Source organism: Evtepia sp. (genome assembly GCF_056797215.1).
The window spans coordinates 14,071-39,805 of record NZ_JBQILM010000021.1 but is presented as its reverse complement, the minus strand read 5'-3'; the positions used below and the strand labels follow the sequence as shown (position 1 = coordinate 39,805).

The window sequence follows — 25,735 nt, the reverse complement described above, 5'->3', positions numbered from 1 at the left end:
ACGCTTAGTTTTGTTACCCCCCCCCGCCGAAAAACTACAAAATTTCTTCGGCGTTTTCTTACAATTTCAAATTGGCGTTGACAATGATTTGCCCTTGTTATGCTACAATGAGTCTTAAAGTAAAATATTCAAGACATTCTGGGGATGGATATAAAAATCGCCTAATGCTACAAATTAAAAAAGGATGTCGTGCTGCATCTTTTTTGTAAACACGTGACACGCGAGAGGCCTTACAGCTTCAGATGCTGTAAGGCCTCTCGATTTTTCTGCCGCATTAAAAGGGCGGACGCAACCATTTGCATGGTGCGTCCACCTTTTTTCTTACACGCAAGCCTCCTTGCGTATCGCTCAAATCCTTTGGAGCATCCCAGGGACAGGCGTTCCCCTCAGTTCAAAAAGTCCTTCAGCTTCTTGGAACGGCTGGGGTGCCGGAGCTTGCGCAGGGCCTTGGCCTCGATCTGCCGGATACGCTCCCTGGTAACATTGAACTCTTTGCCCACCTCTTCCAGGGTACGGGTGCGGCCATCCTCAATGCCGAAGCGCAGCTTCAGCACCTTTTCCTCTCTGGGGGTCAGGGTGCCCAACACCTCCACCAGCTGCTCCTTGAGCAGGGTGAAGGAGGCGGCCTCCGAGGGCTCCGAAGCGTCCTCGTCGGGGATGAAGTCCCCCAGGTGGGAATCCTCCTCCTCGCCGATGGGGGTTTCCAAGCTGACAGGCTCCTGGGCAATTTTTAAGATTTCCCGCACCTTGTCCACCGGCATGTTCATCTCCTTGGAGATTTCCTCCGGGCTGGGGTCATGGCCCAGTTCCTGAAGGAGCTGCCGGGAAACCCGGATCACCTTATTGATGGTCTCCACCATGTGGACGGGGATACGAATGGTCCGTGCCTGGTCGGCAATGGCCCGGGTGATGGCCTGGCGAATCCACCAGGTGGCATAGGTGGAGAACTTATAGCCCTTGGTATAGTCGAACTTCTCCACCGCCTTGATGAGTCCCAGGTTCCCCTCCTGGATCAGGTCCAGGAAGAGCATGCCCCGGCCTACGTAGCGCTTGGCAATGGATACCACCAGGCGCAGGTTGGCTTCTGCCAGGCTTTGCTTGGCCCGTTCCCCGGCCTTGTAGAGCTTTTCCAGCTCCTTGCGATCCTCTGGGCTGAGCTCCACGCCCTCGGCCTTCATCTCGTCCAACTGCTCCTTGGCCGCCTGACCAGCCACCATGGCCTGAGCCAAGGCCACCTCCTGGTCACTGGTGAGCAGGTCCACCTTGCCGATCTCCTTTAAGTACATCCGCACAGGGTCGTCGATGCCAAAGGCGTCCACCAGGGTGTTGGGGTCAACGATCTCCTCCTCCGGGATTTCCTCGATCTCCTCAATGGGGGGCATGGCATCGGGGTTCAGGTCGGGGAGATACTCCTCCCCAGAGGTGTCGATGCCCATATTCTCCATCACGTCATAGAGCTTGTCCATCTGTTCGGAGTCCAAGTCCATCTCTTCCAAGGCCTCCATGAGCTCGTTGGAGGTCAGGCTGCCCTTCTTCTTCCCTTTTTCCAACAGTTCGCCCAGCTTTTCCACACCAGAGACACCTGCAACGATTTTTAGCATCTCCGCTTTCCCCGCCTGGAACTGCTCCTCCGTCATGTGGAGGAATTTTTCCTTTTCCCGTTTGTTGTCCGGCGTTTTCTTCTCGCTCATGGCGTTCCATCTCCTATACTTTTCTTTTTTTGAAAGCGGTCCCGCGCAGCCAAAAGGGCCGCTTCGTCCGTCTCATTTCGCTTGGTATACTCAGCGGTGATCACCGCGCAGTAGTCGTGCATGGCCTGTTTCCCCTTTTCCAGGGCTTCCGGCTGGCGGAGAACCTCAGCCAACAGGCGGACTTCCTCCCCTTCCAATTCCCCCTCCAACATCCCCAGTTGCAGGGGCCTGCCTTGGTGCAGCCGTTCCCGGAGGACCCGGAAAATTTTTCCCAAGTGCTGGGAGGAAAACTGTTCTGGTTCCAGAGCGCCGCTCTCCGGCTCCAAGGCCGGGTCCAGCATCAGCAGGCGGAGGACGCCCTCTTCTGCCCGGGCAGAGCGGAGGTTTTCATAGCGGAGCTGCCGCTCCCTGGGCTGGGCCTGGGCCATGGGGGTCATGTCCCGGCGCAGCTGCTTCTTTTTGGCCTGACGCAGCTGTATGTCCCTGGCCTGCTGGATTTCTTGGAGCAGGGCACCTTTTCCCACGCCGGTGAGCTCCGCCACCTGCCCGGCATAGACCTCCCGTTCCACAGGGCTGTCCAGGGCGGCGAGCATCTCCGCCGCGGCCCGGGCAAACTCCGTCTTTTTCAAGGGGTCCCCCAGGTCATACTTGCTCTGTAACTGACCCAAACGGTACTCCACAAAGTTCTCCGACTGCTCCAACAGCCGGGCAAACGCGTCCCGCCCGTGGGTACGGATATACTCATCTGGGTCCTTGGCCCCGCTCACCCGCAGCACCCGAACCTTCAGCCCCGTCTTTTCCAACAGGGGGATGGCCCGGTTGGCCGCCTGCACCCCGGCCTCATCGGCGTCGTAGCAGATCACCACCTCTTTGGTGAAGCGGGAGAGAAGCTTGGCATGGTCGGCGGTGAGGGCAGTGCCCAGGCTGGCCACCGCGCAGTCAAACCCCGCCTGATGGAGGGCGATGGTGTCCATATACCCCTCTGTCAAGACGATACGCCCCAGCTTGGTGGTTTTGGCCAGGTTCAGGGCAAAGAGGTTACGGCTCTTGTTGAACACCGGGGTATCCGGGGAGTTCAGATATTTGGGCGTCCCCTCCCCCATCACCCGGCCGCCAAAGCCGATCACATCCCCCCGCAGGTCGATGATGGGGAACATCACCCGACCCCGGAAGCGGTCGTAAATGCCGCCTTTTTTGTTGCTCACCGCCAGGCCTGTGTCCAGCAGGTCCCTCTTGTCAAAGCCCTGCTCCCCCAGGGCATGGATGAGCCCGTCCCAGCTCTCTGGGGCGAAGCCCAGGCCGAAGCGGGTGAGGGTACCCTTGGAGAGGCCCCGGCGGCGGAGGTAGTCCAATCCCTCCTGCCCCACTGGGCTGTGGAGCTGGGCGTGGAAGTAACGGGCTGCCGCCTTGTTGGCCGCCAAAAGCCGTTCCCGCTTCCGGCGGTCCGCCTGGCTGGCATCCTGTTCGGGAAACTCCATCCCCGCCCGTTTGGCCAGCAGCCGCGCCGCGTCCAAAAAGGGCAGGTTCTCCACCTCCATAACAAAGGAGAGCACCCCACCGCCCTTGCCGCAGCCAAAGCAGTGGTAGAGCTGCCGGTCCTGGAGGACATGGAAGGAGGCTGTCTTTTCCCCGTGGAAGGGGCACAGCCCCCAAAAGCTCCCCCCCTTGGGGGTGAGGCTCACATAATCGGAGACCACGTCCACAATGTCGCTCCGGGCCACCAGCTCGTCCAAAAATGCGGAGGGAACCGCCACATCACCTCACCCCTTTCCCCCTGGCGCAGCTGTCACTTCACCGTCCAGGCGAAGGGGACAAACGCCTCTCTGAATTTCTCCACCGCATAGTGGTCGGTCATCCCGGCGATGTAGTCGCACACCGCCCGGTCCACCCCCTCCCGGGCACGGATATCCTGAAAGTCGTCGGGAAGCTGATCCGGGTCCTTTTGATAATAGGCAAACAAGCGGGCAATCATATCCTGGGCCTTGACCTCCTCCCCCTTGGCTACGGGGTTGTAATACACCGCCTCGAACATAAACTCCCGCAGCTGGTGCATGGCTTCCTTGCAGGCCGGGGACTGCAAAATGGCGTTTTTCCCCCGGCTCGCCCGGATCACATCCTCGGTGAGGGTGTTGATACGCCCACTGTGGTCAAAGCCCAGGGTCTGGGAGACCGCCAGGGGAATATCCAAGGGGTAGATGATCCCCCCCCGCATGGCGTCGTCGATGTCGTGGTTGATGTAGGCGATCTTGTCGGCAATGCGGATGATCTGCCCCTCCAAGGTCTCGGCGGTGTCCTCCCCTGTGTGGCAGAGAATCCCCCGGCGAACCTCATAGCACAGGTTCAGCCCGTCCCCTCCGTTTTCCAGCCGGTCCACCACCCGTAGGGACTGTTCGTTGTGGCGAAAGCCCCCCTCCATCAACATATTGAGCACCCGCTCCCCAGCATGGCCGAAGGGGGTGTGGCCCAGGTCGTGGCCCAGGGCGGCGGCCTCTGTCAAGTCCTCGTTGAGCCCCAGGCCCCGGGCAATGGTCCGGGCAATCCGGGACACCTCCAAGGTGTGGGTCAGCCGGGTGCGGTAGTGGTCCCCCTCCGGTTGGAGGAACACCTGGGTCTTATGCATCAGCCGGCGGAAGGCCTTGGAATGGATGATGCGGTCCCCGTCCCGCTGGTAGCAAGTGCGGATGGCGCAGGGCTCCACCGGCCGCCGGCGCCCCTTGGACTGCGACGCCAGGGCTGCATAAGGGGAGAGTCTCTCCACCTCCAAACGTTCCCGTTCTTCCCGCAACGTCATGGTCATCCCCTGCCTTTTCCATCTTTTTTTCTTTAGGATACGTAATATATACGCAGGCAAGCGCTTGTTCCCTGCCTGAATTTTGTTTTTTTATCCCGTTTCTCCCTCTATTTTTCCAAAGAACGGGCTTCCAGCCGGTCTTCCAGCTTTTTCGGGGCCAACTGCCCAGCGGTGAGCTCGGTGATCCGGGCGGCAAAGCCTGCAAACTCCTCCGCCGGCAGCAGAGCATGAATGCACACCTGCGCCCCGTACTCCATCTCCCCCAGCTGCCCCTGGGCCCGCTCCACCTCCTGCTTCATCCGTTCCAGGAAGTTGTAGGGACAGTCTAGGGAAACCTCTGTCCAGAGCTGTACCGGAGCCACCCCGGCCTGGGTGAGGGCGTCTTTGGCGGAGCGGGTATAGGCCCGCAGCAGCCCTCCCGTGCCCAGAAGCACCCCGCCGAAGTAACGCGTGACCACGCAGCAGACGTTCTCCACCCCTTCCCGCTGAAAGACTTCCAGCATAGGTTGTCCAGCGGTACCCTGGGGCTCCCCATCGTCGGAATAGCGGGTGATGTTCCCCTCGTGGAGGAGATAGCACCAGCAGTTGTGCCGGGCATCGTGGTATTTGGCCTTCATCTCCGCGATGCGCCCCCGGGCCTCCTCCTCGTCCTCCACCCGCCAAACGTGGCCGATGAAGCGGGAGCGTTTTTCCGTAAACTCCGTCTCGCTGTTTCGGGCCGGGACATAATACTCTGCCATGGCCGTCAATCCTCCCAAAACTCCTTGGGCCGCTGCCAGCCGCCCACAATATAGTCCTTGATCTGCCCGGCGGTCTTTTCCGAACAGACCACCGTTACGTCAATGGCCGCCCCATACTCCACCTTCTCCACCTTGGCCTCCTGGTAGAGCATGTCCAGCACCCCGCCCTTGTCATAGGGCAGGGCCAGTTGGACCCGGTGCTGTCCGCCGTCCAAGCGTTTGCCAATCATACGGAGCAGTTCAGGCAAACCCTCCCCAGTGCGGGCAGAAATGGAAACGATATCCTCCCCATGGGGGCGGATATCCCCCACATAGATGTCTGACTTGTTGAACACATCCATCCTGGGAGTGGGCTCCGCCCCCAGCTGGGCGATGAGCCCCTCCACCACCTGGGCCTGCTCCCGCCACTCCGGGTTGGAGGCGTCGATGACGTGGAGGATCAGGTCCGCGAAGGTCAACTCCTCCAAGGTGGCCTTGAAGGCCTCCACCAGATGATGGGGGAGCTTGCGGATGAAGCCCACGGTGTCGGAGATGAGCACGGTACAGGTGTCCGAAATTTCCAGCATCCGGGTGGTGGTATCCAGGGTGTCAAAGAGGCGGTTCCGGGCGGGGATTTCCGCGCCGGTGAGGGCGTTGAGCAGGGTGGATTTCCCCGCGTTGGTGTAGCCCACAATGGCCACCACCGGCACCTCGTTTTTCTCCCGCCGGTCCCGCTGCACCGCCCGGACCCGGCGCACCTCCTCCAACTCCTCGGTAAGCTTGGCGATTTTCCGGCGGATGTGCCGCCGGTCCGTCTCCAACTGGGTCTCACCGGGGCCCCGGGTCCCGATGGGGGACTTGCCCCCGGAGGCCGTCTGGCGGACCAGGTGTCCCCACATTCCCGTGAGCCGGGGCAGCAGGTATTTGTACTGGGCCAGCTCCACTTGGAGGCGGCCTTCCCGGGTCCGCGCCCGTTGGGCAAAGATGTCCAAAATCAGCCCCGCCCGGTCGATAACCTGGACGCCGATGTCCTCGGTGAGCACCCGCTGCTGGGAGGGGGAGAGCTCGTTGTCAAAGACCACCAGGTCCGCCTCCTGAGCGGCCACCAGCTCCCGGGTCTCCGCCACCTTGCCCTCGCCAATGAAGGTCCGGGCCTCCGGGGCGTCCCGCTGTTGAAGGATCATCCCCACACACTCGCCCCCTGCCGTCTCCACCAGGTCTGCCAGCTCTTCCAGGGTGGTGTCACTGGCGTTGTCCTCCCGGGGCAGGCTGTAGGCACTGAGGCCCACCAGCACGGCACGGTTTCGTTTTTCTTCCTGTCGTTCAGTCATTCCGGACCTCCTTCGTATTGCCTCGCTGTCAGGGGATGAGAACCTTGACGATCTCCCCAATGTACATACGGTGGTAGTCGTTGTCGTAATGCTCCAAAGCCTCGCTGTCCATGTGGGCGGGGTCCAGGTCGTCCCAGTAGCGCTTTTTGCACACCAGCACCAACCGAGCCTCCTGGATGTACGGTGCCTCCCCTGCCGCGCCAATGTGGAAGCCACAGGAAGCGACCTTATCCGCCTCCCGCCCACTGACGGTGCCGCAATAGCTCAACTGCTGCCGCCATGCCTCATCGAAGAAGGAGAGGGTGAAATACTCCGACGTCTCCAAAAACTCGTAGGTGTAGCGCTGGGGACGCACATAAATGGTGGCCACGTTCTTGTGCCACAGCACCCCCAGCCCACCCCAGCTGGCGGTCATGGTGTTGCAGTGCTCCGGGGTCCCGGCGGTGATGAGGGTCCATTGGTCGTCAAAAAGGGAAAATACGTTTTCTTCCAAACGCTTTGGGTCAAGTTCCTGCATAATGCTTCCTCCTTACATGCCACATACCATTAGTATATGCACACCAGCCCAACATGCACCAGGCAAAGGGGCTTTTTGTCCCGCCCGGTGGCCAAAAAGGCCCGTGCCGGTGAGCGGCACGGGCCTTAAGCCAGTTAGAAGATTTAGTTTTCCAAACCGAACTTCTTGTTGAAGCGGCTGACGCGCCCGCCAGTATCCACCATCTTCTGCTTACCGGTAAAGAAGGGGTGACACTTGGAGCAAACTTCGACGCGGATGTCCTTCTTCGTGGACCTCGTCTCAATGACGTTGCCACAAGCACAACGGATCGTGGTCAGCTCGTAGGTGGGATGGATGCCTTCCTTCATGGGTGTTCACCCCTTTCTGTCGTTAAAAAATCAACACTTCATATAAGCGCAATTCGTATGATACCACTTTTTGCAGGAAAATGCAAGGTTTTTTCACCATCATTCGCAAATTTTTTTGCCCTCCCTCACAGTATCCCCGGTTCTCCCCCCAGTTCTACCACCACATTTGGGTACAGGAAGCACAACAGGCGCGCCACCACCGGCTTCCCACTGAGGGTTTCCAGGGCGTAAGCATAGGCCGCCAGCTGCCCCCGGTAGCGCTCCCCCCGCTCCTCCGCCTGGGCGGCGCTGACCCGGTCGGTCTTGAAGTCCAACAGGACGATGCCCTCCTCCGTCTCAAACCAGCAGTCGATGACCCCTTGGAGCAAAACCTCGTCCTCCGCCGGGGCGTTGGGGTAAAACCGCTGGGCGGGAGCCAAGAGGGAGAAGGGGTATTCCCGGTGGGGGGTGGTACAGCTGCGCAGCCGTTCCCCCAACGGGGAGGCAAAAAAGCGGGCCATGGCCCCTACATCTACCCCCTGGGCCTGCTGTTGGGTTAAATAACCCTCCTTCGTCAAGCGCTCCAACTCCTCCCCCAGGGCTTTCTTAGACCCCGTCCGGTCCAGCCGAACCGCCTGCATGGCAGTGTGGAGGGCTGTGCCCCGCTGGGCTGGGGTAAGGCCCATGGTCTCCTGGGCAAAGCGGGGGCGGTAGAAGGGCTCCCCCTCCCCCTGTTCCCGGAGGAGAAAGACCCCAGGCTCCTCCCCCTGGCTGTCCACCTGGGTGGCGGTAACTTTGGCTGGGGTGGCCGCTGCCTCTTGGTAGGGGTAGCGCCAGGTAAGCACTTCCAGCAGTTCCCCAGCGGGAAGGATGGGCGCTTGGGCAGCTTCCTCCACCTGCCGGCGGCCTGCCTCCTGGGAGACCGCCCCCCTGTGGTACTGGATCCGCCAAGAGCAGCGGTATTGGCCCACAGGCAGGGGTAGGGATTCCCGTTCCGCCGCCCGGCGCAGCGCCTCCCCCTCCGGCCGGGCCAGGGCAGTGAGCAGCACCCACTGGCCCACGCTGTTACAATCCGCCAGCACCCTGGGGTCCGCCGGATAAGATACGCTCCCCGCCAGGGCCTTCAAGTCACTGGCCCCCCGTGACAGGCTGTGGGTCAAGATTAGCTTTTCCTTGGCACGGGTCATGGCCACATATAAAAGCCGCATCTCCTCCGCCAACAGCTCCTTTTTCAGGGCCAGGGCCACCCCGGTACGGGCCAGGGTGGGGAACTCCACCATGGTCTCTCGCTCCAAGCCCTTAGGCCCCAGGCCCAGTTTGGGGTGGAAGAGCACCGGCTTTTGCAGGTCTGCATAGTTGAAGCGCCGTCCCAAGCCGCAGAGGAACACCACAGGATATTCCAAGCCCTTGGAGCGGTGGATACTCAAAATCTGGACCCCCTCCGCCCCCTTGCTGCCGCCCCCCTTCTGGCGCAAGCCACCGCTGGCCTGGACCCGCTCCAAATGGAGCAGGAAGCCAAAGAGGCCCTTGTGGCCGCTGCCCTCAAAGCGCTTGGCCAGGTCGTAGAGGGCCAACAGGTTTTCCCGCCGTTTCTCTCCCCCGGGCATGGCGGAGACGATTTCCAACAGGCCTGTGCGGCGGTACAGTTCTAGGAGGAGCTTGTGGCTGCTCTGCTCCCCGGCATCAAAGCGCAGGGCTTGGAGCTGGTCCAGGAACGCAGCGCAATCCTCTGCCCCCTGCTCTGCCGCCGCTGACAGGGCGGTGTAAAAGTCCCCCTGGTTTTCCCGAATCTCTGCCAGCCGGTCCCCGCTGAAGCCCCAGGCAGGGGAACGGAGCACCGCCAGGAGGGGGATATCCTGCCGGGGATTGTTGATGATTTGCAGCCAGGAGAGGGCCACGGAGACCTCCGTGGTCTGGAAGAAGTCCCCCCCCTCCTCAGCGCTCCAAGCCACCGCCTGTTCCTCCAAGGCCAGGGTATAATAGTGCCGCACCGGGCCGGGGGAACGCAGGAGGATGGCGATGTCCTCCGCTTGGAGGGGCCGCAGGCCCCCCGCCCCATCGGAGACGGGAAAGCCACTGTTCAATAGTTCACGGATTTGCCGGGCCACGAAGCGGGCCTCCAAGTAGTGTTTGTTCTGCTTTTCCTCAGTCAGGGCGGGGTCCTCGGAGAAGTCCAGCACATGGAGCTCTGTCTCATAGCCCTCCCCTGCGGGAAAGCTCCCTGCGGGATAGAGGGCCACATCGTCGGTATAATCCATCTCCCCCAAATCCTTGGACATGATAGCCCGGAACAGATCGTTGCAGGCCTCCAACACCTCTGGCCGGGAGCGGAAGTTTTGGGCCATGGTGACGCAGCGGGCCTCCCCCTCTTTGGCCTGGGTCCAGGGGGCGAAGCGGCGGTACTTTTCCAAAAAAATGGTGGGGTCTGCCAGGCGGAAGCGGTAGATGGACTGCTTCACGTCCCCCACCATAAACAGATTCCTCCCCTCCTGGGAGAGGGCATTGAAGATGCTGTTTTGCACCTGGTTGGTGTCCTGGTACTCATCCACCATAATCTCTATATAGCGGCTGCCCCACTGCCGGGCCAGTTCGGTGGGTTCTCCCGTCTTATCCACCAGCAGACGCACCGTCAAGTGTTCCAGGTCGGAGAAGTCCAGCAGAGCCCGCCGGCGTTTTTCCGTCTCATAGGCGGCGGAAAAATCCTCTACCAAGGAGAGCAGGCCGTGCATGGCAGGCTTCATCCGTTCCATGTCCCCCAGAAGGGCGGCGCTGTGGCTGGTGAAGTTCTTTTCCAAGCCCTCCACCCAGCGCTTGCAGCGCTCCCGCAGAGCTTTGATTTCCTCCTGGGCGTCCTTGTCCTCCACATTGCGGGCACCACCCAAGCGGGGAAATTGGATCTGCACCTGGGCCGCCGCGTCCCACCCCTGCCCTGCCGCCTGGGCGAATGCCTGCAAGTCCTGGCAGGTGGCGGCCAGGCTGGGCAAATAGGCCTTTTCCAGCACCGGGTCCCCCTGGGCCAACTGGCAGGCCCGGTCCATCTGCCGCGCCCAATAGGCGGCGCTCCCTGCCGCGTCCTCTAGGAGCAGACGCCCCCATGGGGTCTGGCCTACGTCGGTGATCCCCTCCAGGTCCAGGGCGGTGCGCTGTTCCTCCAACCAGGCGATGGGGTCCGGGTAGCTCTGTATCTTGCCAAATACGTCCAAGGTAATATCCATCAGGCGGCTGTCGTCCCGACCAGCGGAGAGCAGGTCCAACAGCTGGGCAAACTCCCCCTCCGGATCAATTTCCACATAGCGCTCCTCCAACAGCTGATCCAGGGTCCGGCTCATGAGCACCTGGCTCTCCTCGTCCTCGCAGAGGGCAAAGTCCGCCGGGACATCCAAAAGGTGGCCGAATTGCCGGAGCAGGACAGTACAAAAGGCGTGGATGGTGGAGATCTGGGTCTGGTACAGCAGGGCAGTCTGCCGCCGCAGGTGGGCGTTCTCCGGCTGGTCCTGGATGGCCTGGGCCAGCTCCCGGGCAATGCGCCCCCGCAGCTCTTCCGCTGCTGCTCGGGTAAAGGTGATGATGAGGAACTCATCCACCCGGCGCCCCTCCTGGATCACCCGCTCCAACAGGCGTTCCACCAGAACCCGGGTTTTGCCAGACCCGGCGGCAGCGGAGACCAGCAGCCCACCTCCCCGGTCCCGGACTGCCGCCTCCTGTTCAGGGGTGCGCTTCACTGCCATGGCCTGTGCCTCCTTCCTCGTCCTGAGCCAGCATGGCCCAAAAATCGCTGTTCTTCACCGTGGGCAGCCACCGCCGCCGGTCCCGCCCCTCCTCAAACTGGCAGGCCTGGAAGTAGGGGCAATAGCGGCAGGCGTTGTTCTCCGGCCCCCGCCACACCGGGTCCGCGTCAATGTTACCCAAGGCGATCTCCCGGCAGATTTGGCCTAAGATACTCTGGGTGTGGGCTTTCAGCCGTCCCAGCCGTTCCGCACTCACCAGGGCGTCCCCGCTGATCTGCCCTGTCCGCTTGCTGACACGCAGGGGCAGGAAGCGGGGCTCCCCCTCCCGGTGCTCCATGGCCTCCAACACGTCCTCGTCGTCTAAAATCAGGCCTTTGCGCACCAGCTCCTTATCCACCAGCCGCCGGCGCTCCGCCTCGTCCATGTCCCGGCTCCCCGCCACCACGGCGTCCCGGGCAGGGAGGTAGAGCACCCCCGCAGGGGTGGGGACCGCGCCAAACAGCTGCGCCCCCTTCTCCTCCAAAGCGAAGAGGTACAGGAGCATTTGCAGCCCCAGGCCGTTCCATAGCTCTGTCAGGTCAAAGGACTTCCGCCCCGTCTTATAGTCCACCACCCGGAGGTAGAGGCGGCCATCCTTGGTCCAGCCGTCCACCCGATCCACAAAGCCGGAGATGCGTAGGGTGATCTCCCCCTCCCGCAGCTCCACCGGGGGCAGCTCCTGGCCGGGGCCAAAGCCCAATTCAAAACAAATGGGTTCAAAATCCGAGGCCCGCAGTTCCTCCACCACGTTCTCTACCACCAGAAGCACGTTGCGCTGCAGGCGGCGGAAGAGGTAGCGGAAGCGGGGCGTCTGTTGTTCCATGCCCCCAAGCTGGGTCATCACATAGTCCTTCACTGCCTGGCGGGTGAGCTTGCGCAGCTGTTCCTGGCTGCACTGGGCCGCCCCCCCCTCCTGCTTCACCCCTTTGAGCACATGTTCCAAGACATAGTGGATGAAGCTGCCATACTCCGGGGCGTGGAACCCCGCGCTGCGCCGCTCCTTGGCCCCCAGGCCATAGCGCAGGAAGTAGGCAAAGTGGCAGGAGCTGTACTGGTCCATCCGGGAGGCGGACATGGCCACCTTTTCCCCATAGAGCTTCCTTACCGCCCTAGGGGACAGCCGCCCCCGCTCCCAGGCCGCCGCCCGGTCCAGTTGTTGGAACAGGGTAACGCAGGCCGCCTCCTCCCGCAGTTGTTCCCGCAGGCTGGGCAGCCCTGCCGCCATGGCCCGGAGCTGGTCCGGGGAGGGGGCGGGAGTACCGTTCTGCTTTCCCTGAGGGAACAGCGCCTGCAAGCGCTCCACCAGGAAGGAAGGCCGGTATTCCCCCCCGTCGTCCCCTCCGGCAGGCCAGGTAACGTAGAGCTTTTCCCTGGGCTGGGCGCAAATGGTGTAAACAATGGTGCTCTCCCGGTCCAGCTTTTCTTCCATCCCAGGCCCCAGGTCCAGGCCGTAGTCCTCCAACAGAGCCCGGTCCCGGTCCGTCAGCAGGCCTTGGCCAGGGGCGATCAGGGGGATGGAGCCATCGTCCGCCCCTAAGAGAAAGAGCACCTTGCTCTGCCGGCCGCTGAGCCGCTGGGCATCCCCCGCCGCCACCCGGTCCAGGGAGGCAGGGATGGTCCCCACGCTGTAGCGGGAGAGCAGCAGGCGCAACAGCCGGGAAAATTCCGAGAGCTCCGCCTCCGTCTCCCCCAGGATGGCCACACACTGCTCTAGGCCCTGGCAGAAAATCTCCCAGAGCTGGCTATACTCCCGGGCCAACTCCGGCTCCCCCCGCTCCAACAGCGCCGCCGCCCGTGCCTCCAAAGCCTCTGGGGCCCGGATTTCCTCCAAGAAACGGTAGAGGGCCAACACCTGGGCGGCAACGGTCCCCCCACTGTCCTTGCGCAGCCGTTCCAAGGGTTCCACCACCCGCAGGCGTAGGGTGTTCAGCTCCGCTAATGCCTGTTCATCCTCTGGGGCAAACCTTTGGTGGTAGCCGCCAGGGTGCCGGGTCCAACCCTTGGAGGAGGTCCACTGGCTCCCTCGGAGATTCCAGGTGAGGGCATAGTTTTCCAGCTGGTCACATTCCTCCAAGCTGAGGCCAGCCAGGCCGGTCTTTAAGTAACGGAACATATCCTCATAGAGATAGCCGCCGGTGACGGTATCCAGGGCGGCAGTAATGAGGGTGAAAATGGGCTTTTGCAAAATATCTGTTTTTTCCGATTGAAACAGGGGGATATCATACTGGGCAAAGACCCCCTCAATATGCTCCCAGTACCGGTCCATGGTCCGGGCGGAGAGGGCGATGTCCCGGTAGCGCAAGGCCCCCTGACCCACCAGGCGGCGAATCTCCCCCGCCGCGAAACGGACCTCCTCCCGGGGACTGGGGAGGCTGGTGACGGTGATGCTCTCGTCCCAAGGGCCCTGGTAAGCCTCCCCTTCCCTTGCAAACAGGCTGCGTTCCAAGTAATTCAAGGGGGCAGTGCGGGGGGCGTAGGCCTGGCTAAGCCAAGTTTCCTCCACAGGACAGTTGGCTTTCTCCGCCAGACGGTGCAGCCAAGCCACTGTCCGTTGGGCAGGGGCGAACACCGCCTCCTCCCCCTCCCCGTCTCCCCAGGTGAGGCAAACAGTCACCCGCTCTGCCTGCCGGAAAAGCTGCTCCAACACCAAACCCTGCTGGGGGGTGAAGTCGGTGAAGCCGTCCAGATACACGTCCTTTCCCCGGAAAAAGGGGAACTGGCGCAGCTTATCCGCCAGGCGGGTCAGCCGGTCCCTGGGGTCCAGACGGCCCCGGCTGGTGAGGGCCTCATAGGTGCCGAAGATCAGCCCCAGGTCCCGGAGCTTGTCCCCGTCCAACCCCTCGGTGTCCGCCCCCACCTCTTCCAGCTGTGCCCCGGTAACGCAATAGCTTTTCAGCTCGTCCATGGTTGTGATGAGGCTATCCAAAAATTCCGGCCGCTGGGAGGGCATGGCATACACCGTCAAGCTCCCCTGCAGGGATTTCAGGGCAGCGTACATGGTCAGCAGCCGCCCTCCCTCGTCCAGTACCTCCTGGGCCCCGCCCCCAGCCAGGGAGAGGACCCGGTTTTCCAGGCGGGTGAAGGAGAGCACTTCCCCGTACAACCCCGCCTGGTTCCCGTTCTCCCGGCATAGGCGGCCCTCCATCTCAAAGGAGGCCTGTTCCGGCACCAGCAGGAGCTGGGGGCGGTTGACCCCCTGGGCTTTCATCTGCCGAAGAACCTGGGCAGTCTTGCCTGCCCCAGCTCGGCCTTTCAAAATATATAGCATAGCGCGTCCCCCCTGGCCTCAGCCCAACAGGCCGGAAATGCCCTCGGTCTTGAACTTCTCTTTGTAATACGTCAGCTCAGCTTGAATCAGGCCGTCGATGGCCCGCATCCCCAAAAGCTCCACCGGGGCCTGGTCATCGGTGAGGATATGGCCACCGCCTTGGTACGCCGTCAAACGCCGTTCCACCTCTTCCAGGTGGGCAGATAGGGCCTCGTCCACTACAGTCCTCCGGTGCTCCGCCAGCCAGACTTTGGGGTCCCCATCTAAAGCGGCAAAGAGCTCCCGGTTGGTGGAACCGGATACATTCACGGTGTAGACCTTTGGGAAGATACTGGCGATGGTGTCGCACAGGGCCTGGTTGATGCTCCCCTCCCCATCGGCATACATATTCAGGTTCACCACCATCACCCCGCCGGGGTTCAGGTGGTCCCGCACCAGGGAGAAAAACTCCGTGGAGGACATCTGGAAGGGGATGGTGATATCCTGGTAGGCATCCACCAGGATCACATCGTAGCGGGTATCCACCGCGTGGAGGTAGGCCCGGCCATCGTAAGTGGTCACGTCTACGGTGTCGGGCATGTCGAAATATTGGTAGGCCAAGCTGGTGATCTTCTGGTCAATCTCCACCCCCTCTACCTGGGCGGAGGGAAAGTATTTGGCGCACTGGCGGGCATAGGTCCCGGTGCCGTTGCCTAAAATCAGGATGTGGGGGGCCTCTTTTTCTTCCACTCCCGCCATCACTGGGGCAGCCAGGGCATAGTCGTAATACATCCCTGTGAGCCCGTCCTCCTTCATCATCACCGACTGGACACCAAAGAGGACGTTGGTAGAGAGGATGGTTCGATCCTTTTGCTCCTTCACCTGAAGGTAATTATACACGGACTCCCCCTCATACGTCAGGTCTTTTTCCCAAAAGGCAAAGCGGTTGCCTACGCTGCCCAAGGCGCACAAGGCAAACAGGATGACCGCCACTACACAGGCCCGGAGCTTGGCCCTGGCACTGAAAAAATACACCAGGGAAATCACCAGCAGGATGCCGGAAAAGAGCAGGAAGGTTACCGCCGTCCCCACGGTGGGGATAGTGACGAAGGTGGGCAGGAAGGTCCCCAAAATGCTGCCGATGGTGTTGCAGGCATTCAAGGTCCCCACGGTGCTGCCGCTGTCCTCCAAGCTGTCCACGGTATATTTCACCAGGGAGGGGGTGACAGTCCCCAGGAGGAAGAGGGGAAACACGAAGATCACCATGCAGGCGCAGAAAGCGGCAATGATGAGGAAATTGGTGTTCACCGTCAGCACCAGCAGGCCCGAAATGCCCAGGATGACATACTTCCCCAGCACAGGGATGGCGGCAATCCATACCGCCGCAAGGAGCAGGCGGCGGTAGAGCCGGTCCGGGTCCGGGTTTTTGTCTGCGGCACGCCCACCCCAGAGGTTGCCCAGGGCCATGGCGATCATGATAGTGCCGATGATGATGGTCCAAACGATTTGGGAAGAGCTGAAATAGGGGGCCAACAGACGGCTGGCCCCCAGCTCTACAGCCATGACAGAGACACCGGCAAAAAATTCTGTCAGGTATAAATAATATTTGTTCTTCAAAATGGGTCTTTGGTTCATGGCCTGTCCCTCCTCATTCCCTTTCCTGTCTCAGCCGGGCATACAGCTTCATATCCAATACCTCTCCGTTTTTGACCGCGTGGCTTTTCAGGACTCCCTCCAGAGAGAACCCGGCCTTTTCCAACACGCGGCAGGAAGCCCGGTTGCGGGCAAAGGGCTCGGCAAACACCTTTAAAATGTCGCTGTGCTGAAACACATAGTCCAGCGTCTGCCTCACGGCACTGGTCATGAGGCCCCGCCCCCAATAGGGCCGACCAATATAGTAGCCCAGCTCCGCTGTCCGGAAGTGGATGTTCTCCTGCCGGAACACGCCGATACTCCCCACAGCCCGGTCCTCCACCGCGATGGCAAAGGCGAAGGTCTTGTCGGGGTCCGCTGAGAGCATGGCGTTGATGTACTCCCTAGCGTCCGCCGGGGTGTAGGGATAGGGCAGACCGTCCCGCAGGTTGTCCAGAACCCCCTGGTCGTTGAGTGCTTCCGCGATGTGCGCCGCGTCCTCGATCCGCCAGGGCCGGATGGTACACTGTATATGGGTTCCCTTCATTAGCCTGTCCCTCCTTTTTTGAGAAAAAGGGGCTGTCTTAGGAGAGACAGCCCCTTTCCTTTGGCGCAATTTCATTAAGCCTTCCCGTTACTGCCCAGAACGTTGACGATCTTGTCCTTCACCAGGTCCTTTACATACTGGCGGCCCACTTTCAGGTAGCCTCTGGGGTCAAAGCCAGCGGGGTCGGCGATCAACTGCTGGCGCACTCCGGCGGTCATAGCCAGGCGCAGGTCCGAGTCGATGTTGATCTTGCACACGGCCATGCGGGCGGCCTGACGCAGCTGGTCCTCCGGCACGCCAATGGCATCCTTCAAGGCCCCGCCGTTGGCGTTGATGATGTCCACATAGCTGGGGGTTACGGAAGATGCCCCGTGGAGGACGATGGGGAAGCCCGGCAGGCGCTTGGAGACCTCCTCCAAAATGTCAAAGCGAAGCTGGGGCTTGGTGCCCGGCCTGAACTTGAAGGCCCCGTGGCTGGTGCCGATGGCAATGGCCAGGCTGTCCACCCCGGTAGCGCGGACGAATTCCTCCACTTCCTCGGGGTTGGTGTAGGAGGAATCCTCGGCGGAGACATTCACGTCGTCCTCAATCCCCGCCAGACGGCCCAGCTCCCCCTCCACTACCACGTCGTGGGCATGGGCGTACTCCACCACCTTGCGGGTGAGGGCGATGTTATCCTGGAAGCTGTGCTTGGAGCCGTCGATCATGACAGAGGTAAAGCCCCCGTCGATGCAGGCCTTACAGATTTCAAAATCCTCCCCGTGGTCCAAGTGCAGGGCCATGGGCAGGCCCGTGTCCTCTACAGCGGCCTCCACCAGCTTCATCAGGTACCCGTGCTTGGCATACTTCCGTGCCCCGGCGGAGACCTGGAGAATGATGGGAGAATTGACCTCCTTGGCTGCTTCGGTGATCCCCTGGACGATCTCCATATTATTGACATTAAAGGCACCAATGGCGTAACCGCCCTCATAGGCCCTGCGGAACATTTCCGTGGTGGTAACTAACGGCATAATAACCGCTCCTTTCCTATTTCTCATTGCTCTCATTGTATCAAAAGTTTGGGAAAAGCACAACCATAAAAACAGGCTGGGGCAGGGTGGACTGCAAAAAAGCAGTGGGCCTTTCCTTGGCCCGGATTGCACATAACATTCACTCCCTCGTTTATGCCCCCTCTGTTTTTTCTAATCGAAATAAAACAGCTCCTCAAACTTCTTATCCAGCGCGATACACAAAATCAGCGCCAGCCGTGCCGTGGGATTGAACTGCCCGGTCTCAATGGAACTGATGGTGTTGCGGGACACCCCCACCAGTTGGGCCAGTTGGGTCTGAGAGAGTCCCTTTTCCCCGCGGGCAGCTTTCAGACGGTTTCTCAAAATCAGTTTGTCATCCATATCAGCTGGTTATCCAGGTATAGATTTGACAGCTGCAAAAGATCACCGCAACAACCCCCACCGCTGCCGTGAAAATATGCTCTACCTTCCTCACCTTCACATAGCCGTAAATTTGATACACAATCGTTGGAATGCACATAGCAATCAAAAGTGCATAGGGCACCCAATTTTCTGTAAAGCCGAAAATTGCGAAGAGATTCACCGCAATCAGCATCAGCGGAACGGCCCAACGGTTTTCCTTCGCGTGTATTTTTTCTTGGAGCTGCTCCTCCCACTCGTCCTTCCCTTCTTCCCGGCTTCGTCTCAAAATCTCTTCCCGATCCATGCCAGCATCTCCTTTCCTTCTTGCCAAGTTTTCTGTGCAATCTTATGATACCACTACCAAGTATACTTGTCAAGGAGTTTCTTTCCCAATTGCAAGCACTGGAAAACTATGCTATGATAGGGACAATACAACTTTGGGAGGAATACGCTTATGGAAATTCTGAAAGGCGCCTGTATCATCGGGCAGTCCGGCGGACCCACCGCCGTCATCAACGCCAGCGCCCAGGGGGTCATTCAGACCGCCCTGGCGAATCCCAACATCACCCGTGTCTTGGGGGCCGCCCATGGCATCAAGGGCGTGCTGGCCGACAAGCTCTACGACATGGGCCAGGAGGACCCGGCAGAACTGGACCTGCTTCAATTCACCCCCTCCTCTGCCCTGGGCTCCTGCCGCTATAAGCTGGCAGACCCAGATGTGGACGACACAGATTATCAGCGCATCCTGGAAATTTTCAAAAAGTACGACGTGCGCTACTTCTTTTATAATGGCGGCAACGACTCCATGGACACCTGCAACAAGATCAGCAAATACATGCAGCGGGTAGGCTACCCCTGCAACGTAATTGGCGTGCCCAAGACCATCGACAATGACCTCTCCGGCACCGACCACTGCCCTGGCTACGCCAGCGCCGCCAAGTATATCGCCACCTCCTGTATGGAGCTCTACCAGGACGCCCGGGTCTATGACACCGGCACCATCGTGGTGGTAGAGATCATGGGCCGCCATGCCGGCTGGCTGGCAGGGGCCGCCGCCCTGGCCACCTGGGCAGGCTCCGGGCCGGACCTGGTGTATCTGCCCGAGGTGGACTTCGATATGGACCGCTTCCTGGCAGACGTGAAAAAGGTCTACGACGCCACAGGCAACTGCCTGGTAGCCGTCTCCGAGGGCATCCACTACGCCGACGGCACTTTCGTCTCCGAGGCCAAGACCTCTGCCACCGACGGCTTCGGCCACGCCCAGTTGGGCGGCCTGGCAGCCATGTTGTCAGAGACCATCAAGCAAAAAATGGGTGTGAAGGTCCGAGGCATCGAGCTCTCCCTGCTCCAACGCTGCGGCTCCCATTTGGCCTCCAAAACCGACATGGACGAGGCCTACCTGGCAGGCAAAGCCGCCGTGGAGGCCGCCGTCTCCGGCACCACCGACCACATGGTGGCCCTGGACTGCCGCCGGGACAGCAGCGGCTACCACTGCGAAACCAAGCTTGTCCCCCTGTCCCAGGCCGCCAATACCGAGCAGAAGGTGCCCCTGGCGTGGATCAACCAGGCGGGCAACGGGGTGGAACAGGCGTTCATCGACTACGCCCTCCCCCTCATCCAAGGGGAGCCCCAGCGGCCTGTGGAACATGCCCTGCCCCGGTTTTCCAAACTGAAAAAGGTCCTGGCCTCTGGGGAGGTCTAATCTCAGGAACAGGAGGTGCCCCATGATAAAGCGGTACTTTGTGCCCTGCCTTGTCCTGTTGTTGCTGGCCGCATTCCTGGCCGCCTGCGGCCCGGCGTCAACCCAGAGCCCTCCCCTCAACCAAAAACGTGAGGTCAGCCAGGAGGACATCGCCTTGGCCAAGCAGCTCCTGGCAGACAAGAAGCTGGAAGCAACGGACCGGCTGGTGGCAGCCGTGGCAAACGACATGCGGCGCTTAGAAAACAGCTTCTGGCGGGAGGCCGTGGCCATTGAGGAGGTCCAGGCCTTTGACATCCTCTACTCCATCACCTATGATGTCCCTGGCGTCAAGGACTTGATCCGGGTCACCGAGGACGGCAGCGGGCCGATCAACGTCACCGTAATCAACGGAGAGATCAAGGATGTCTGGGTTTATCGTTCCAGTGGACAGATTGTCTTTAATGGACAGTCTATGTGGACCCGCTCCAAGGATACCACAGCCGGACATACTACCATACAACCCGCCCCGGACAGTCTGTCTCCCCAGACCCCAGCCCACACCTCCGATTCCCAATCCATCGTTTCTGACCCCAAGGGCCTGGCGGTTCAGAGCGTCCCCCTGCCCAAGCCGCCGGGGGAACTGACCCTCTCCTCCCTGTGCAATGCCCTGGCAGTCAGCGTAACGGACAGCTTGGAGGCGGCGGGCTGCTCCGCCTCTGGGATGGACTGTGCAGCGGCTGTGGGTGCTGCCCTGGCAGAGAAGCAAGCCCTGGCCTCTGGGGTGCTGTCCGGCTGCAAGACGGCAGAGGGGCCGTCCTACAAGCTGTATCAGTATTACGAAAAAGAGGCCCCCCAGGACATATTCTACTGCGTTGAAACCTATCAAAACAGTGCTTTTTCTGGTGACCACTTTGTTTGGGAGCTTCTGGAACACAGGCCATAAGCCATTCTCTATACCCCCTCACTGATAGACAAACGCCCCGGCAGGCTCATACCTGCCGGGGCGTTTATGTTTACAGGCCAGATCAAAGGAACAGCTCGTTGTCTTTCCGCACAGAACAGACTTTCTTCATGGCAAGCGCCGCTGTGGCCACCAGGGCACCGTTTACCTTCCTGGCTGACTGGGGGCAATTCACCACACAACGCATGCAGGAGATACAGCGCTTACCGTCCGTTTGCTTCAACAATTCCTTGCTGATCGCTTGGGCCGGGCATGTTTCGGCACAGAGGCCACATTGGGTACATTGGTTGCTCCCCTTCGGCACCAAGCCCACATTGCCCATCTTTTTATATGGGCGGTTCCCTGGAAGAGACAGGCCCACCGGGTCCCCCGACCTGCTCAGCTTCTCTCCAATCTCCCGGGCAAATCCATTCAGCACCTTCCGATCCTCCTGGTCGGGACGGCCACTGGCGTACTGGTGCATGATGGAGTGCTCCGCAATCGCCGCAACGGCAGCAATGGGCTGGAAGCCCGCCTGACAGGCCAGGTCATGCAGCTCCACCAGAGTGTCCTCATAGGCCCGGTTGCCGTATACACAGACGAGGATACAACGGCTTTCATTGCCCTGTACCTTTGCCAGCCTTTGGGCCGCAAGGGCCGGGACCCTCCCGCCAAAGGAGGGCACCGCAATCACCGCCACCTCATCTGCCAAAACGGTAAGTGCATCCATATCCAGGCTTGGCGCTGTCAAGTCAATCCTGCGGCTGGGTGCCCCCCATGTCTGTATCAAGCCTTCTGTTACTTTTTGGGTTCCTCCGGTGGGACTGAACACAATTTCTACAATATCCATACCTCTCCTCCTGTCGTATTAAAAATTACATCAATTATAGCAAACAACTGATGTCATGTCAATATTTACACCACATCCCACCTATGGTAAACTGAGAGGCAAGGAGGATTTGTTATGCATATCAGCGCCAAGTGTTCCATTGCCATCCATTGTCTCATCTTCGTTTATGAGTACGGGGAGCGTCAAAAAGTGACCAGTGACCTGCTGTCCCGATCCACCGGCAGCAATCCCGTCACCATACGGACTATTTTAAGCGCACTGAAAAAAGCGGGCATCCTCGCAGTGCGCCCTGGGACAGGAGGTGCAACTCTTCTCCGTCCCCCGGAAGAGATTACACTATACCAAATTTGCCAGGCAGTGGAACCGGGTTTCACTGCCAAATGTATTGGTGTTCATCCCATGCCATCTCAAATCTGTCCGGTGGGGAGAACCATTCATAGCGTTCTGGATCGTTCCTATCAAAAGGTTCTGAATGACCTATGTGAAAGTCTACGCTCTGTTACTCTGAAACAGATTCTCAACAACTACCATACCGCTCTCAATCCCTTATGATATTCTCTCCCCTTCCCTCACATACTAAGAAAAAAGGAGGGCATCCCTATGAACCACTTACGAGGGCAAAGCAGCCCCTATCTGCTCCAACACGCAGATAACCCCATCGACTGGTACCCCTGGTGCCCCGAGGCCTTTGCCCGGGCCAAGGCGGAGGACAAGCCCATCTTCCTGAGCATCGGGTACAGCAGCTGCCACTGGTGCCATGTGATGGCGAAGGAATCCTTTCAGGACAACACCATCGCGGCACTGCTCAATGAGAGCTTTCTCTCCATCAAAGTGGACCGGGAGGAGCGGCCAGACATCGACAGCATCTACATGGCCGTCTGCCAAGCCTTCACCGGCGGGGGCGGCTGGCCTACCACAGTCTTTCTCACCCCAGAGCAAAAGCCTTTTTTCGCCGGAACCTATTTCCCCAAAGAGGGACGGCCTGGACAGCTGGGGTTAGACCAGCTTCTGGTGGCCGTCCGGGATGCCTGGGCCCACGACCGGGAGGGGTTGTTGGCCCCAGCGGAACAGGTGACCGCCCTTTTACAGCGCACCGCTCCGCCGCCCAATGGGGACACCACCGGGGAGGACATCCTCTCCGCTGCCCTGGCAGACTGGAAACGCAGCTACGACCCCCAGTTCGGCGGCTTTGGCCGTGCCCCCAAGTTTCCCATGGGCCACAGCCTCCTTGTGCTCCTCTCCCTCTATGAGAAAACCCAGGACCAGGAGGCCCTAGCCATGGCGGAGCATACCCTAGAACAGCTGTTCCGCGGGGGCATCTTCGACCATGTGGGGGGCGGCTTCTCCCGCTACTCCACCGACCGGCAGTTCCTCGTCCCCCACTTTGAAAAAATGCTCTATGACAATGCCCTGCTGATGTTGGCCTACTGCAAAGCATACGCTCTCACCCAAAAAGAGCTCTACCGGGAGGTGGCCCTCCGCGTGGCAGCCTATGTGCGTAAGGAGCTGCGCTTGCCCTCTAGGGGCTTCGCCGCTTCCCAGGATGCCGACGGCCCCAGGGGAGAGGGGAGCTTTTATGTTTTCCATCCCCAGGAGATTCTACAGGTCCTGGGGCCCCAAGACGGGGAGGCCTTCTGCCAGCGCTACCACATCACCCAGCAGGGGAATTTCCACGGTGCCAGCATCCCCAACCTGTTGGGAGGCCAACTGCCCCCAGACCGCCTGCCCCAGAGCTTGGACAAGCTCTACGACTACCGCCTCACCAGGGAACAGCTGAGCCGGGACGACAAGCTCCTCACCAGCTGGAACGGCCTGATGATCGCCGCCATGGCCTGGCTCTACCGCATCACAGGGGATGGCATCTACCTCCAAACAGCGGAGCAGGCCTGGCGCTGCCTAGATCAAAACAACCGCTCTGGGAGCCTCCTCCTAGCCTCTAGCCGGGCGGGCGTGAAAGGAGCCCAGGGATTCCTAGAGGACTACGCCAACGCCGCCTTTGGCCTGCTGGCCCTCTATGAGGCCACCGGCCAGGCCTTCTATCTGAACCAGGCCAAGGCGCTGTGCCAGACGGTGTCCGCCTCTTTCGCCGACACAGCCCAGGGCGGCTTTTTCCTCACCGCCAAGGACAGCGAACCCCTGCTCATCCGCCCCAAAGAGGTGGCGGACGGGGCCCTGCCCAGCGGCAACAATATGATGGCATACGTGCTCCAACGCCTGGCCCAGCTCACCGGGGAGCCCGCCTGGCAGCAGGCGGCAGAACAACAGCTGCGCTTCCTGGCCCCCTACGCCGCCCAGGCCCCCACAGCCTTCCCCCTCTACCTCTGGGCTAAGCTCACCCAGCAGTACCCCCCAGCGGAGATCACCCTGGTACTAGGACCAGGAGAACAGCCCCCAGCCCATCCCTGGCCCTTCCCTCTGGATGCCATGGTGCGTATCCTGCCCCACCCTGTGGAGGGGTTCGGGTTGGTGGACGGAAAAACCAGCTACTATGTCTGCGAACACAATACCTGCCGTCCGGGACAGGTGTTCCCCAGCACGCAAGCATAAAAAACGCAGGCTTAACAAAGCCTGCAAACAATCTGTATCAGTGATCCCCCAACAGAACAGCTGCCGCAGGCTATAACGCCTGCGGCAGTCCTTGTTTTAACCGCTTTTCCGCGGGATCAGCAGCATCTGTCCCGGATAGAGCTCCCCAGAGGTCAGCCCCGTGGCCTCCATAATGGCCCCGTCGCTGCTGCGGTAGGCCTTGGCTACATCCCAAAGGCTCTCCCCATTCCGGACGGCCCGCAGCACCACCGAGGGCTGGTCTGCCGCTTCCTCCCAGGGGTCCCCCAGGGTGACGCGGCTGATGGCCTCTGTGTTCCCCTTTTCCAGGAGCATCCAGTAAAAGGCCAGGGGGAAGGAGACCTCCACCCCCTCCTCGGTGAGCACCGCCGTGGGCTCTCGGAGCAGTTCGGAGCGGTAGAGGCAGCTCATGGCCCCGCCCTCTGGAATCCGATGGGCCACGGTGATGGTTTTCTTTACCCCGGCAGGGCCCTCCCCGGTCTCATAAAGCACCATCAGCTCTGCCTGCTGCTTGAGGGCCAAGTCCTTCCCCTCCTGTCCCTGGTCCAGGCGGCCCAGGCGGACCTGTACGTCCAAAATCCCCGTGGCCTCCTCTTGGAGGGGCAGGACTTCCCGCAAGGTCTCCTGGGCCTGGTCCTGCTGCACCAGGCGGAGGGTGGGGAGCACGCTCCGCTCCGCCTCCAATTCATACCCTGTGCTGTACAGGTCCGTAAGCACCGGCACCTCCACCTGCTCCCGGAGCACCGCCTGGGCTTGGAGGGCCAGGTCCACCTGGAAGGAGCGGCGCTCCCCCTCCACCAGGGCGCACTTCACGTCACTGAAGAAGAGTTCCAGAGCGCAGAGGCTGTCCTCACTGCTCTCCCCCACCTCCATAATCTGGGAATATGGCAGGTGGAAGTCTGCGGTGAACACCCCGCCCTCCTCGTCCTTACACAGGAGCTTCAGCACGGCCTCTCCCTTAAACACCAGCTTGCTGCCGATGACCTTGGCCTCGGAGCAGCCGCATTCCGTTCGGGTGCGCAAGAGCTCCACGGCGTCTGGACGTCCGGCGGGGAGGGTGAGCACATCACTGTAAGTAAAATCCTTCTCTTGGGCGCAGACTGTCACCAAGCTCTGTAGGGTGCCAGGGCGCTGGCGGACGCCGTAGCCCTCCGCCTCCTCCACAAAGCTGGCGGGGCTGAGCACTTGGGGAGAGAATACCTCCAACTCCAAGCAGCAGCCCACCCGCACCAGAACCTTCCTTGGGTTGAGCAGGTGTACATCGGTGGAAAGCACCCTGGGGGTCACCCGGAGCATCGAGCGCCGAGTGATGCAAGACAGCTCCGGCGACGCGGAGAAGGGCAGCGTCACCTCCATAGCCTGCAAGCCCCCCTCCCCTTCCGGGCGGTAGAGGATGGTGGTTTTCAATAGGCCTGAAAACTCCGCTTTCCCCTCCTGGGGCTCCTTCCTCTGCAGCAGCAGGCGGGTTTCCCCGTCCACCACCTGGAAGATATCCGGGCGGGCATCGGGGACGATCATCTCCGCCGTCTCCTCCTGCTCAATGGTAGTGCGGCAGGCGGTCTCCCAACACTGCACAGTCTCTTGTTTCAGCTCCAATTCCATACCTGTGACCATTCCTTTCTCGTGGCGGTTTCTATGGTAGTTCGCTGCATCTACCAAAGACTATGCCCACCAACGAGAAACTATGCTACTTCATGCCGAAAAGTTTTTTCAATAAGC

The 25,735-nt window shown here is 60.6% G+C and carries 20 protein-coding genes; 4 read left to right on the top strand and 16 right to left on the bottom strand.

Going from position 1 to position 25,735, the window contains the following annotated elements; all coding sequences use genetic code 11:
- Positions 1-386 precede the first annotated feature (386 nt).
- The 14 genes from rpoD to ACTOZL_RS06075 form a co-directional block, all read right to left on the bottom strand.
- Positions 387-1,601, bottom strand: coding sequence for an RNA polymerase sigma factor RpoD (gene rpoD, locus ACTOZL_RS06140; RefSeq protein WP_482477302.1), 1,215 nt, complete (start codon positions 1,599-1,601; stop codon positions 387-389).
- An 86-nt stretch (positions 1,602-1,687) separates the two neighbouring features.
- Positions 1,688-3,445 carry a DNA primase gene (gene dnaG, locus ACTOZL_RS06135; RefSeq protein ID WP_482477298.1) on the bottom strand — a complete coding sequence of 586 codons (1,758 nt, stop codon included), beginning with the start codon at positions 3,443-3,445 and terminating at the stop codon, positions 1,688-1,690.
- Positions 3,446-3,477: 32 nt separating this feature from the next.
- On the bottom strand, positions 3,478-4,482 hold the full coding sequence (locus ACTOZL_RS06130) for a deoxyguanosinetriphosphate triphosphohydrolase (protein ID WP_482477301.1): 1,005 nt from the start codon (positions 4,480-4,482) through the stop codon (positions 3,478-3,480).
- Between the two features lie 107 nt (positions 4,483-4,589).
- The gene (locus ACTOZL_RS06125; protein WP_482477297.1) at positions 4,590-5,222 is read right to left on the bottom strand and encodes a YigZ family protein; all 633 of its coding nucleotides are present in this window, start codon (positions 5,220-5,222) and stop codon (positions 4,590-4,592) included.
- Positions 5,223-5,227: 5 nt separating this feature from the next.
- The gene (hflX, locus tag ACTOZL_RS06120; RefSeq protein ID WP_482477296.1) at positions 5,228-6,532 is read right to left on the bottom strand and encodes a GTPase HflX; all 1,305 of its coding nucleotides are present in this window, start codon (positions 6,530-6,532) and stop codon (positions 5,228-5,230) included.
- A gap of 28 nt (positions 6,533-6,560) precedes the next feature.
- Positions 6,561-7,049, bottom strand: coding sequence for a flavin reductase family protein (locus ACTOZL_RS06115; protein WP_482477294.1), 489 nt, complete (start codon positions 7,047-7,049; stop codon positions 6,561-6,563).
- 143 nt (positions 7,050-7,192) lie between these two features.
- Positions 7,193-7,396, bottom strand: a complete 204-nt coding sequence (gene rpmE, locus ACTOZL_RS06110) for a 50S ribosomal protein L31 (protein ID WP_482477292.1) — start codon at positions 7,394-7,396, stop codon at positions 7,193-7,195.
- Positions 7,397-7,521: 125 nt separating this feature from the next.
- The gene (gene addA / locus ACTOZL_RS06105) at positions 7,522-11,103 is read right to left on the bottom strand and encodes a helicase-exonuclease AddAB subunit AddA (protein WP_482477291.1); all 3,582 of its coding nucleotides are present in this window, start codon (positions 11,101-11,103) and stop codon (positions 7,522-7,524) included.
- Positions 11,081-14,410: a PD-(D/E)XK nuclease family protein gene (locus ACTOZL_RS06100; protein WP_482477290.1), complete on the bottom strand. Its 3,330-nt coding sequence runs from the start codon at positions 14,408-14,410 to the stop codon at positions 11,081-11,083. The genes addA and ACTOZL_RS06100 overlap by 23 nt, the downstream gene beginning before the upstream one ends.
- An 18-nt stretch (positions 14,411-14,428) precedes the next feature.
- Positions 14,429-16,024: a spermidine synthase gene (locus ACTOZL_RS06095; RefSeq protein WP_482477288.1), complete on the bottom strand. Its 1,596-nt coding sequence runs from the start codon at positions 16,022-16,024 to the stop codon at positions 14,429-14,431.
- Between the two features lie 13 nt (positions 16,025-16,037).
- On the bottom strand, positions 16,038-16,568 hold the full coding sequence (locus ACTOZL_RS06090) for a GNAT family N-acetyltransferase (RefSeq protein ID WP_482477287.1): 531 nt from the start codon (positions 16,566-16,568) through the stop codon (positions 16,038-16,040).
- A gap of 74 nt (positions 16,569-16,642) precedes the next feature.
- Positions 16,643-17,578 carry a class II fructose-1,6-bisphosphate aldolase gene (fba, locus tag ACTOZL_RS06085; protein ID WP_482477286.1) on the bottom strand — a complete coding sequence of 312 codons (936 nt, stop codon included), beginning with the start codon at positions 17,576-17,578 and terminating at the stop codon, positions 16,643-16,645.
- A gap of 171 nt (positions 17,579-17,749) precedes the next feature.
- Positions 17,750-17,959, bottom strand: a complete 210-nt coding sequence (locus ACTOZL_RS06080; protein WP_482477284.1) for a helix-turn-helix transcriptional regulator — start codon at positions 17,957-17,959, stop codon at positions 17,750-17,752.
- Between the two features lies 1 nt (position 17,960).
- Complete coding sequence (locus tag ACTOZL_RS06075) at positions 17,961-18,284, bottom strand: DUF6442 family protein (RefSeq protein WP_482477283.1); 324 nt, start codon at positions 18,282-18,284, stop codon at positions 17,961-17,963.
- Between the two features lie 150 nt (positions 18,285-18,434).
- Here ACTOZL_RS06075 and ACTOZL_RS06070 point away from each other — a divergent pair, with 150 nt between their 5' ends.
- Both ACTOZL_RS06070 and ACTOZL_RS06065 read left to right on the top strand, forming a co-directional pair.
- Positions 18,435-19,682, top strand: a complete 1,248-nt coding sequence (locus tag ACTOZL_RS06070) for a 6-phosphofructokinase (RefSeq protein ID WP_482477282.1) — start codon at positions 18,435-18,437, stop codon at positions 19,680-19,682.
- A gap of 22 nt (positions 19,683-19,704) precedes the next feature.
- Entirely contained in the window at positions 19,705-20,604 is a 900-nt protein-coding gene (locus ACTOZL_RS06065; protein ID WP_482477280.1) for a hypothetical protein, read from the top strand.
- A gap of 82 nt (positions 20,605-20,686) precedes the next feature.
- Here ACTOZL_RS06065 and ACTOZL_RS06060 read toward each other — a convergent pair whose 3' ends face one another.
- Positions 20,687-21,331, bottom strand: a complete 645-nt coding sequence (locus tag ACTOZL_RS06060) for a 4Fe-4S binding protein (protein ID WP_482477279.1) — start codon at positions 21,329-21,331, stop codon at positions 20,687-20,689.
- 234 nt (positions 21,332-21,565) lie between these two features.
- Here ACTOZL_RS06060 and ACTOZL_RS06055 point away from each other — a divergent pair, with 234 nt between their 5' ends.
- A complete protein-coding gene (locus tag ACTOZL_RS06055; protein WP_482477278.1) occupies positions 21,566-22,003 on the top strand; it encodes an RrF2 family transcriptional regulator in 438 nt (145 codons plus the stop codon).
- Between the two features lie 48 nt (positions 22,004-22,051).
- Positions 22,052-23,998 carry a thioredoxin domain-containing protein gene (locus tag ACTOZL_RS06050; RefSeq protein WP_482477276.1) on the top strand — a complete coding sequence of 649 codons (1,947 nt, stop codon included), beginning with the start codon at positions 22,052-22,054 and terminating at the stop codon, positions 23,996-23,998.
- 96 nt (positions 23,999-24,094) lie between these two features.
- Here ACTOZL_RS06050 and ACTOZL_RS06045 read toward each other — a convergent pair whose 3' ends face one another.
- A complete protein-coding gene (locus ACTOZL_RS06045; protein WP_482477275.1) occupies positions 24,095-25,675 on the bottom strand; it encodes a DUF3794 and LysM peptidoglycan-binding domain-containing protein in 1,581 nt (526 codons plus the stop codon).
- Positions 25,676-25,735 lie beyond the last annotated feature (60 nt).

Excerpts from the sequence above, each read along its gene's own strand:
- ACTOZL_RS06055 (WP_482477278.1), top strand. The coding sequence starts at position 21,566 with ATGCATATCAGCGCCAAGTGTTCCATTGCCATCCATTGTCTCATCTTC.
- addA (WP_482477291.1), bottom strand. The coding sequence starts at position 11,103 with ATGGCAGTGAAGCGCACCCCTGAACAGGAGGCGGCAGTCCGGGACCGG.
- ACTOZL_RS06100 (WP_482477290.1), bottom strand. The coding sequence starts at position 14,410 with ATGCTATATATTTTGAAAGGCCGAGCTGGGGCAGGCAAGACTGCCCAG.
- fba (WP_482477286.1), bottom strand. The coding sequence starts at position 17,578 with ATGCCGTTAGTTACCACCACGGAAATGTTCCGCAGGGCCTATGAGGGC.
- ACTOZL_RS06095 (WP_482477288.1), bottom strand. The coding sequence starts at position 16,024 with ATGAACCAAAGACCCATTTTGAAGAACAAATATTATTTATACCTGACA.
- rpoD (WP_482477302.1), bottom strand. The coding sequence starts at position 1,601 with ATGCTAAAAATCGTTGCAGGTGTCTCTGGTGTGGAAAAGCTGGGCGAA.
- ACTOZL_RS06050 (WP_482477276.1), top strand. The coding sequence starts at position 22,052 with ATGAACCACTTACGAGGGCAAAGCAGCCCCTATCTGCTCCAACACGCA.
- rpmE (WP_482477292.1), bottom strand. The coding sequence starts at position 7,396 with ATGAAGGAAGGCATCCATCCCACCTACGAGCTGACCACGATCCGTTGT.
- ACTOZL_RS06075 (WP_482477283.1), bottom strand. The coding sequence starts at position 18,284 with ATGGATCGGGAAGAGATTTTGAGACGAAGCCGGGAAGAAGGGAAGGAC.
- ACTOZL_RS06080 (WP_482477284.1), bottom strand. The coding sequence starts at position 17,959 with ATGGATGACAAACTGATTTTGAGAAACCGTCTGAAAGCTGCCCGCGGG.
- ACTOZL_RS06115 (WP_482477294.1), bottom strand. The coding sequence starts at position 7,049 with ATGCAGGAACTTGACCCAAAGCGTTTGGAAGAAAACGTATTTTCCCTT.
- hflX (WP_482477296.1), bottom strand. The coding sequence starts at position 6,532 with ATGACTGAACGACAGGAAGAAAAACGAAACCGTGCCGTGCTGGTGGGC.
- ACTOZL_RS06090 (WP_482477287.1), bottom strand. The coding sequence starts at position 16,568 with ATGAAGGGAACCCATATACAGTGTACCATCCGGCCCTGGCGGATCGAG.
- ACTOZL_RS06070 (WP_482477282.1), top strand. The coding sequence starts at position 18,435 with ATGGAAATTCTGAAAGGCGCCTGTATCATCGGGCAGTCCGGCGGACCC.
- ACTOZL_RS06130 (WP_482477301.1), bottom strand. The coding sequence starts at position 4,482 with ATGACGTTGCGGGAAGAACGGGAACGTTTGGAGGTGGAGAGACTCTCC.
- ACTOZL_RS06125 (WP_482477297.1), bottom strand. The coding sequence starts at position 5,222 with ATGGCAGAGTATTATGTCCCGGCCCGAAACAGCGAGACGGAGTTTACG.
- ACTOZL_RS06060 (WP_482477279.1), bottom strand. The coding sequence starts at position 21,331 with ATGGATGCACTTACCGTTTTGGCAGATGAGGTGGCGGTGATTGCGGTG.
- ACTOZL_RS06065 (WP_482477280.1), top strand. The coding sequence starts at position 19,705 with ATGATAAAGCGGTACTTTGTGCCCTGCCTTGTCCTGTTGTTGCTGGCC.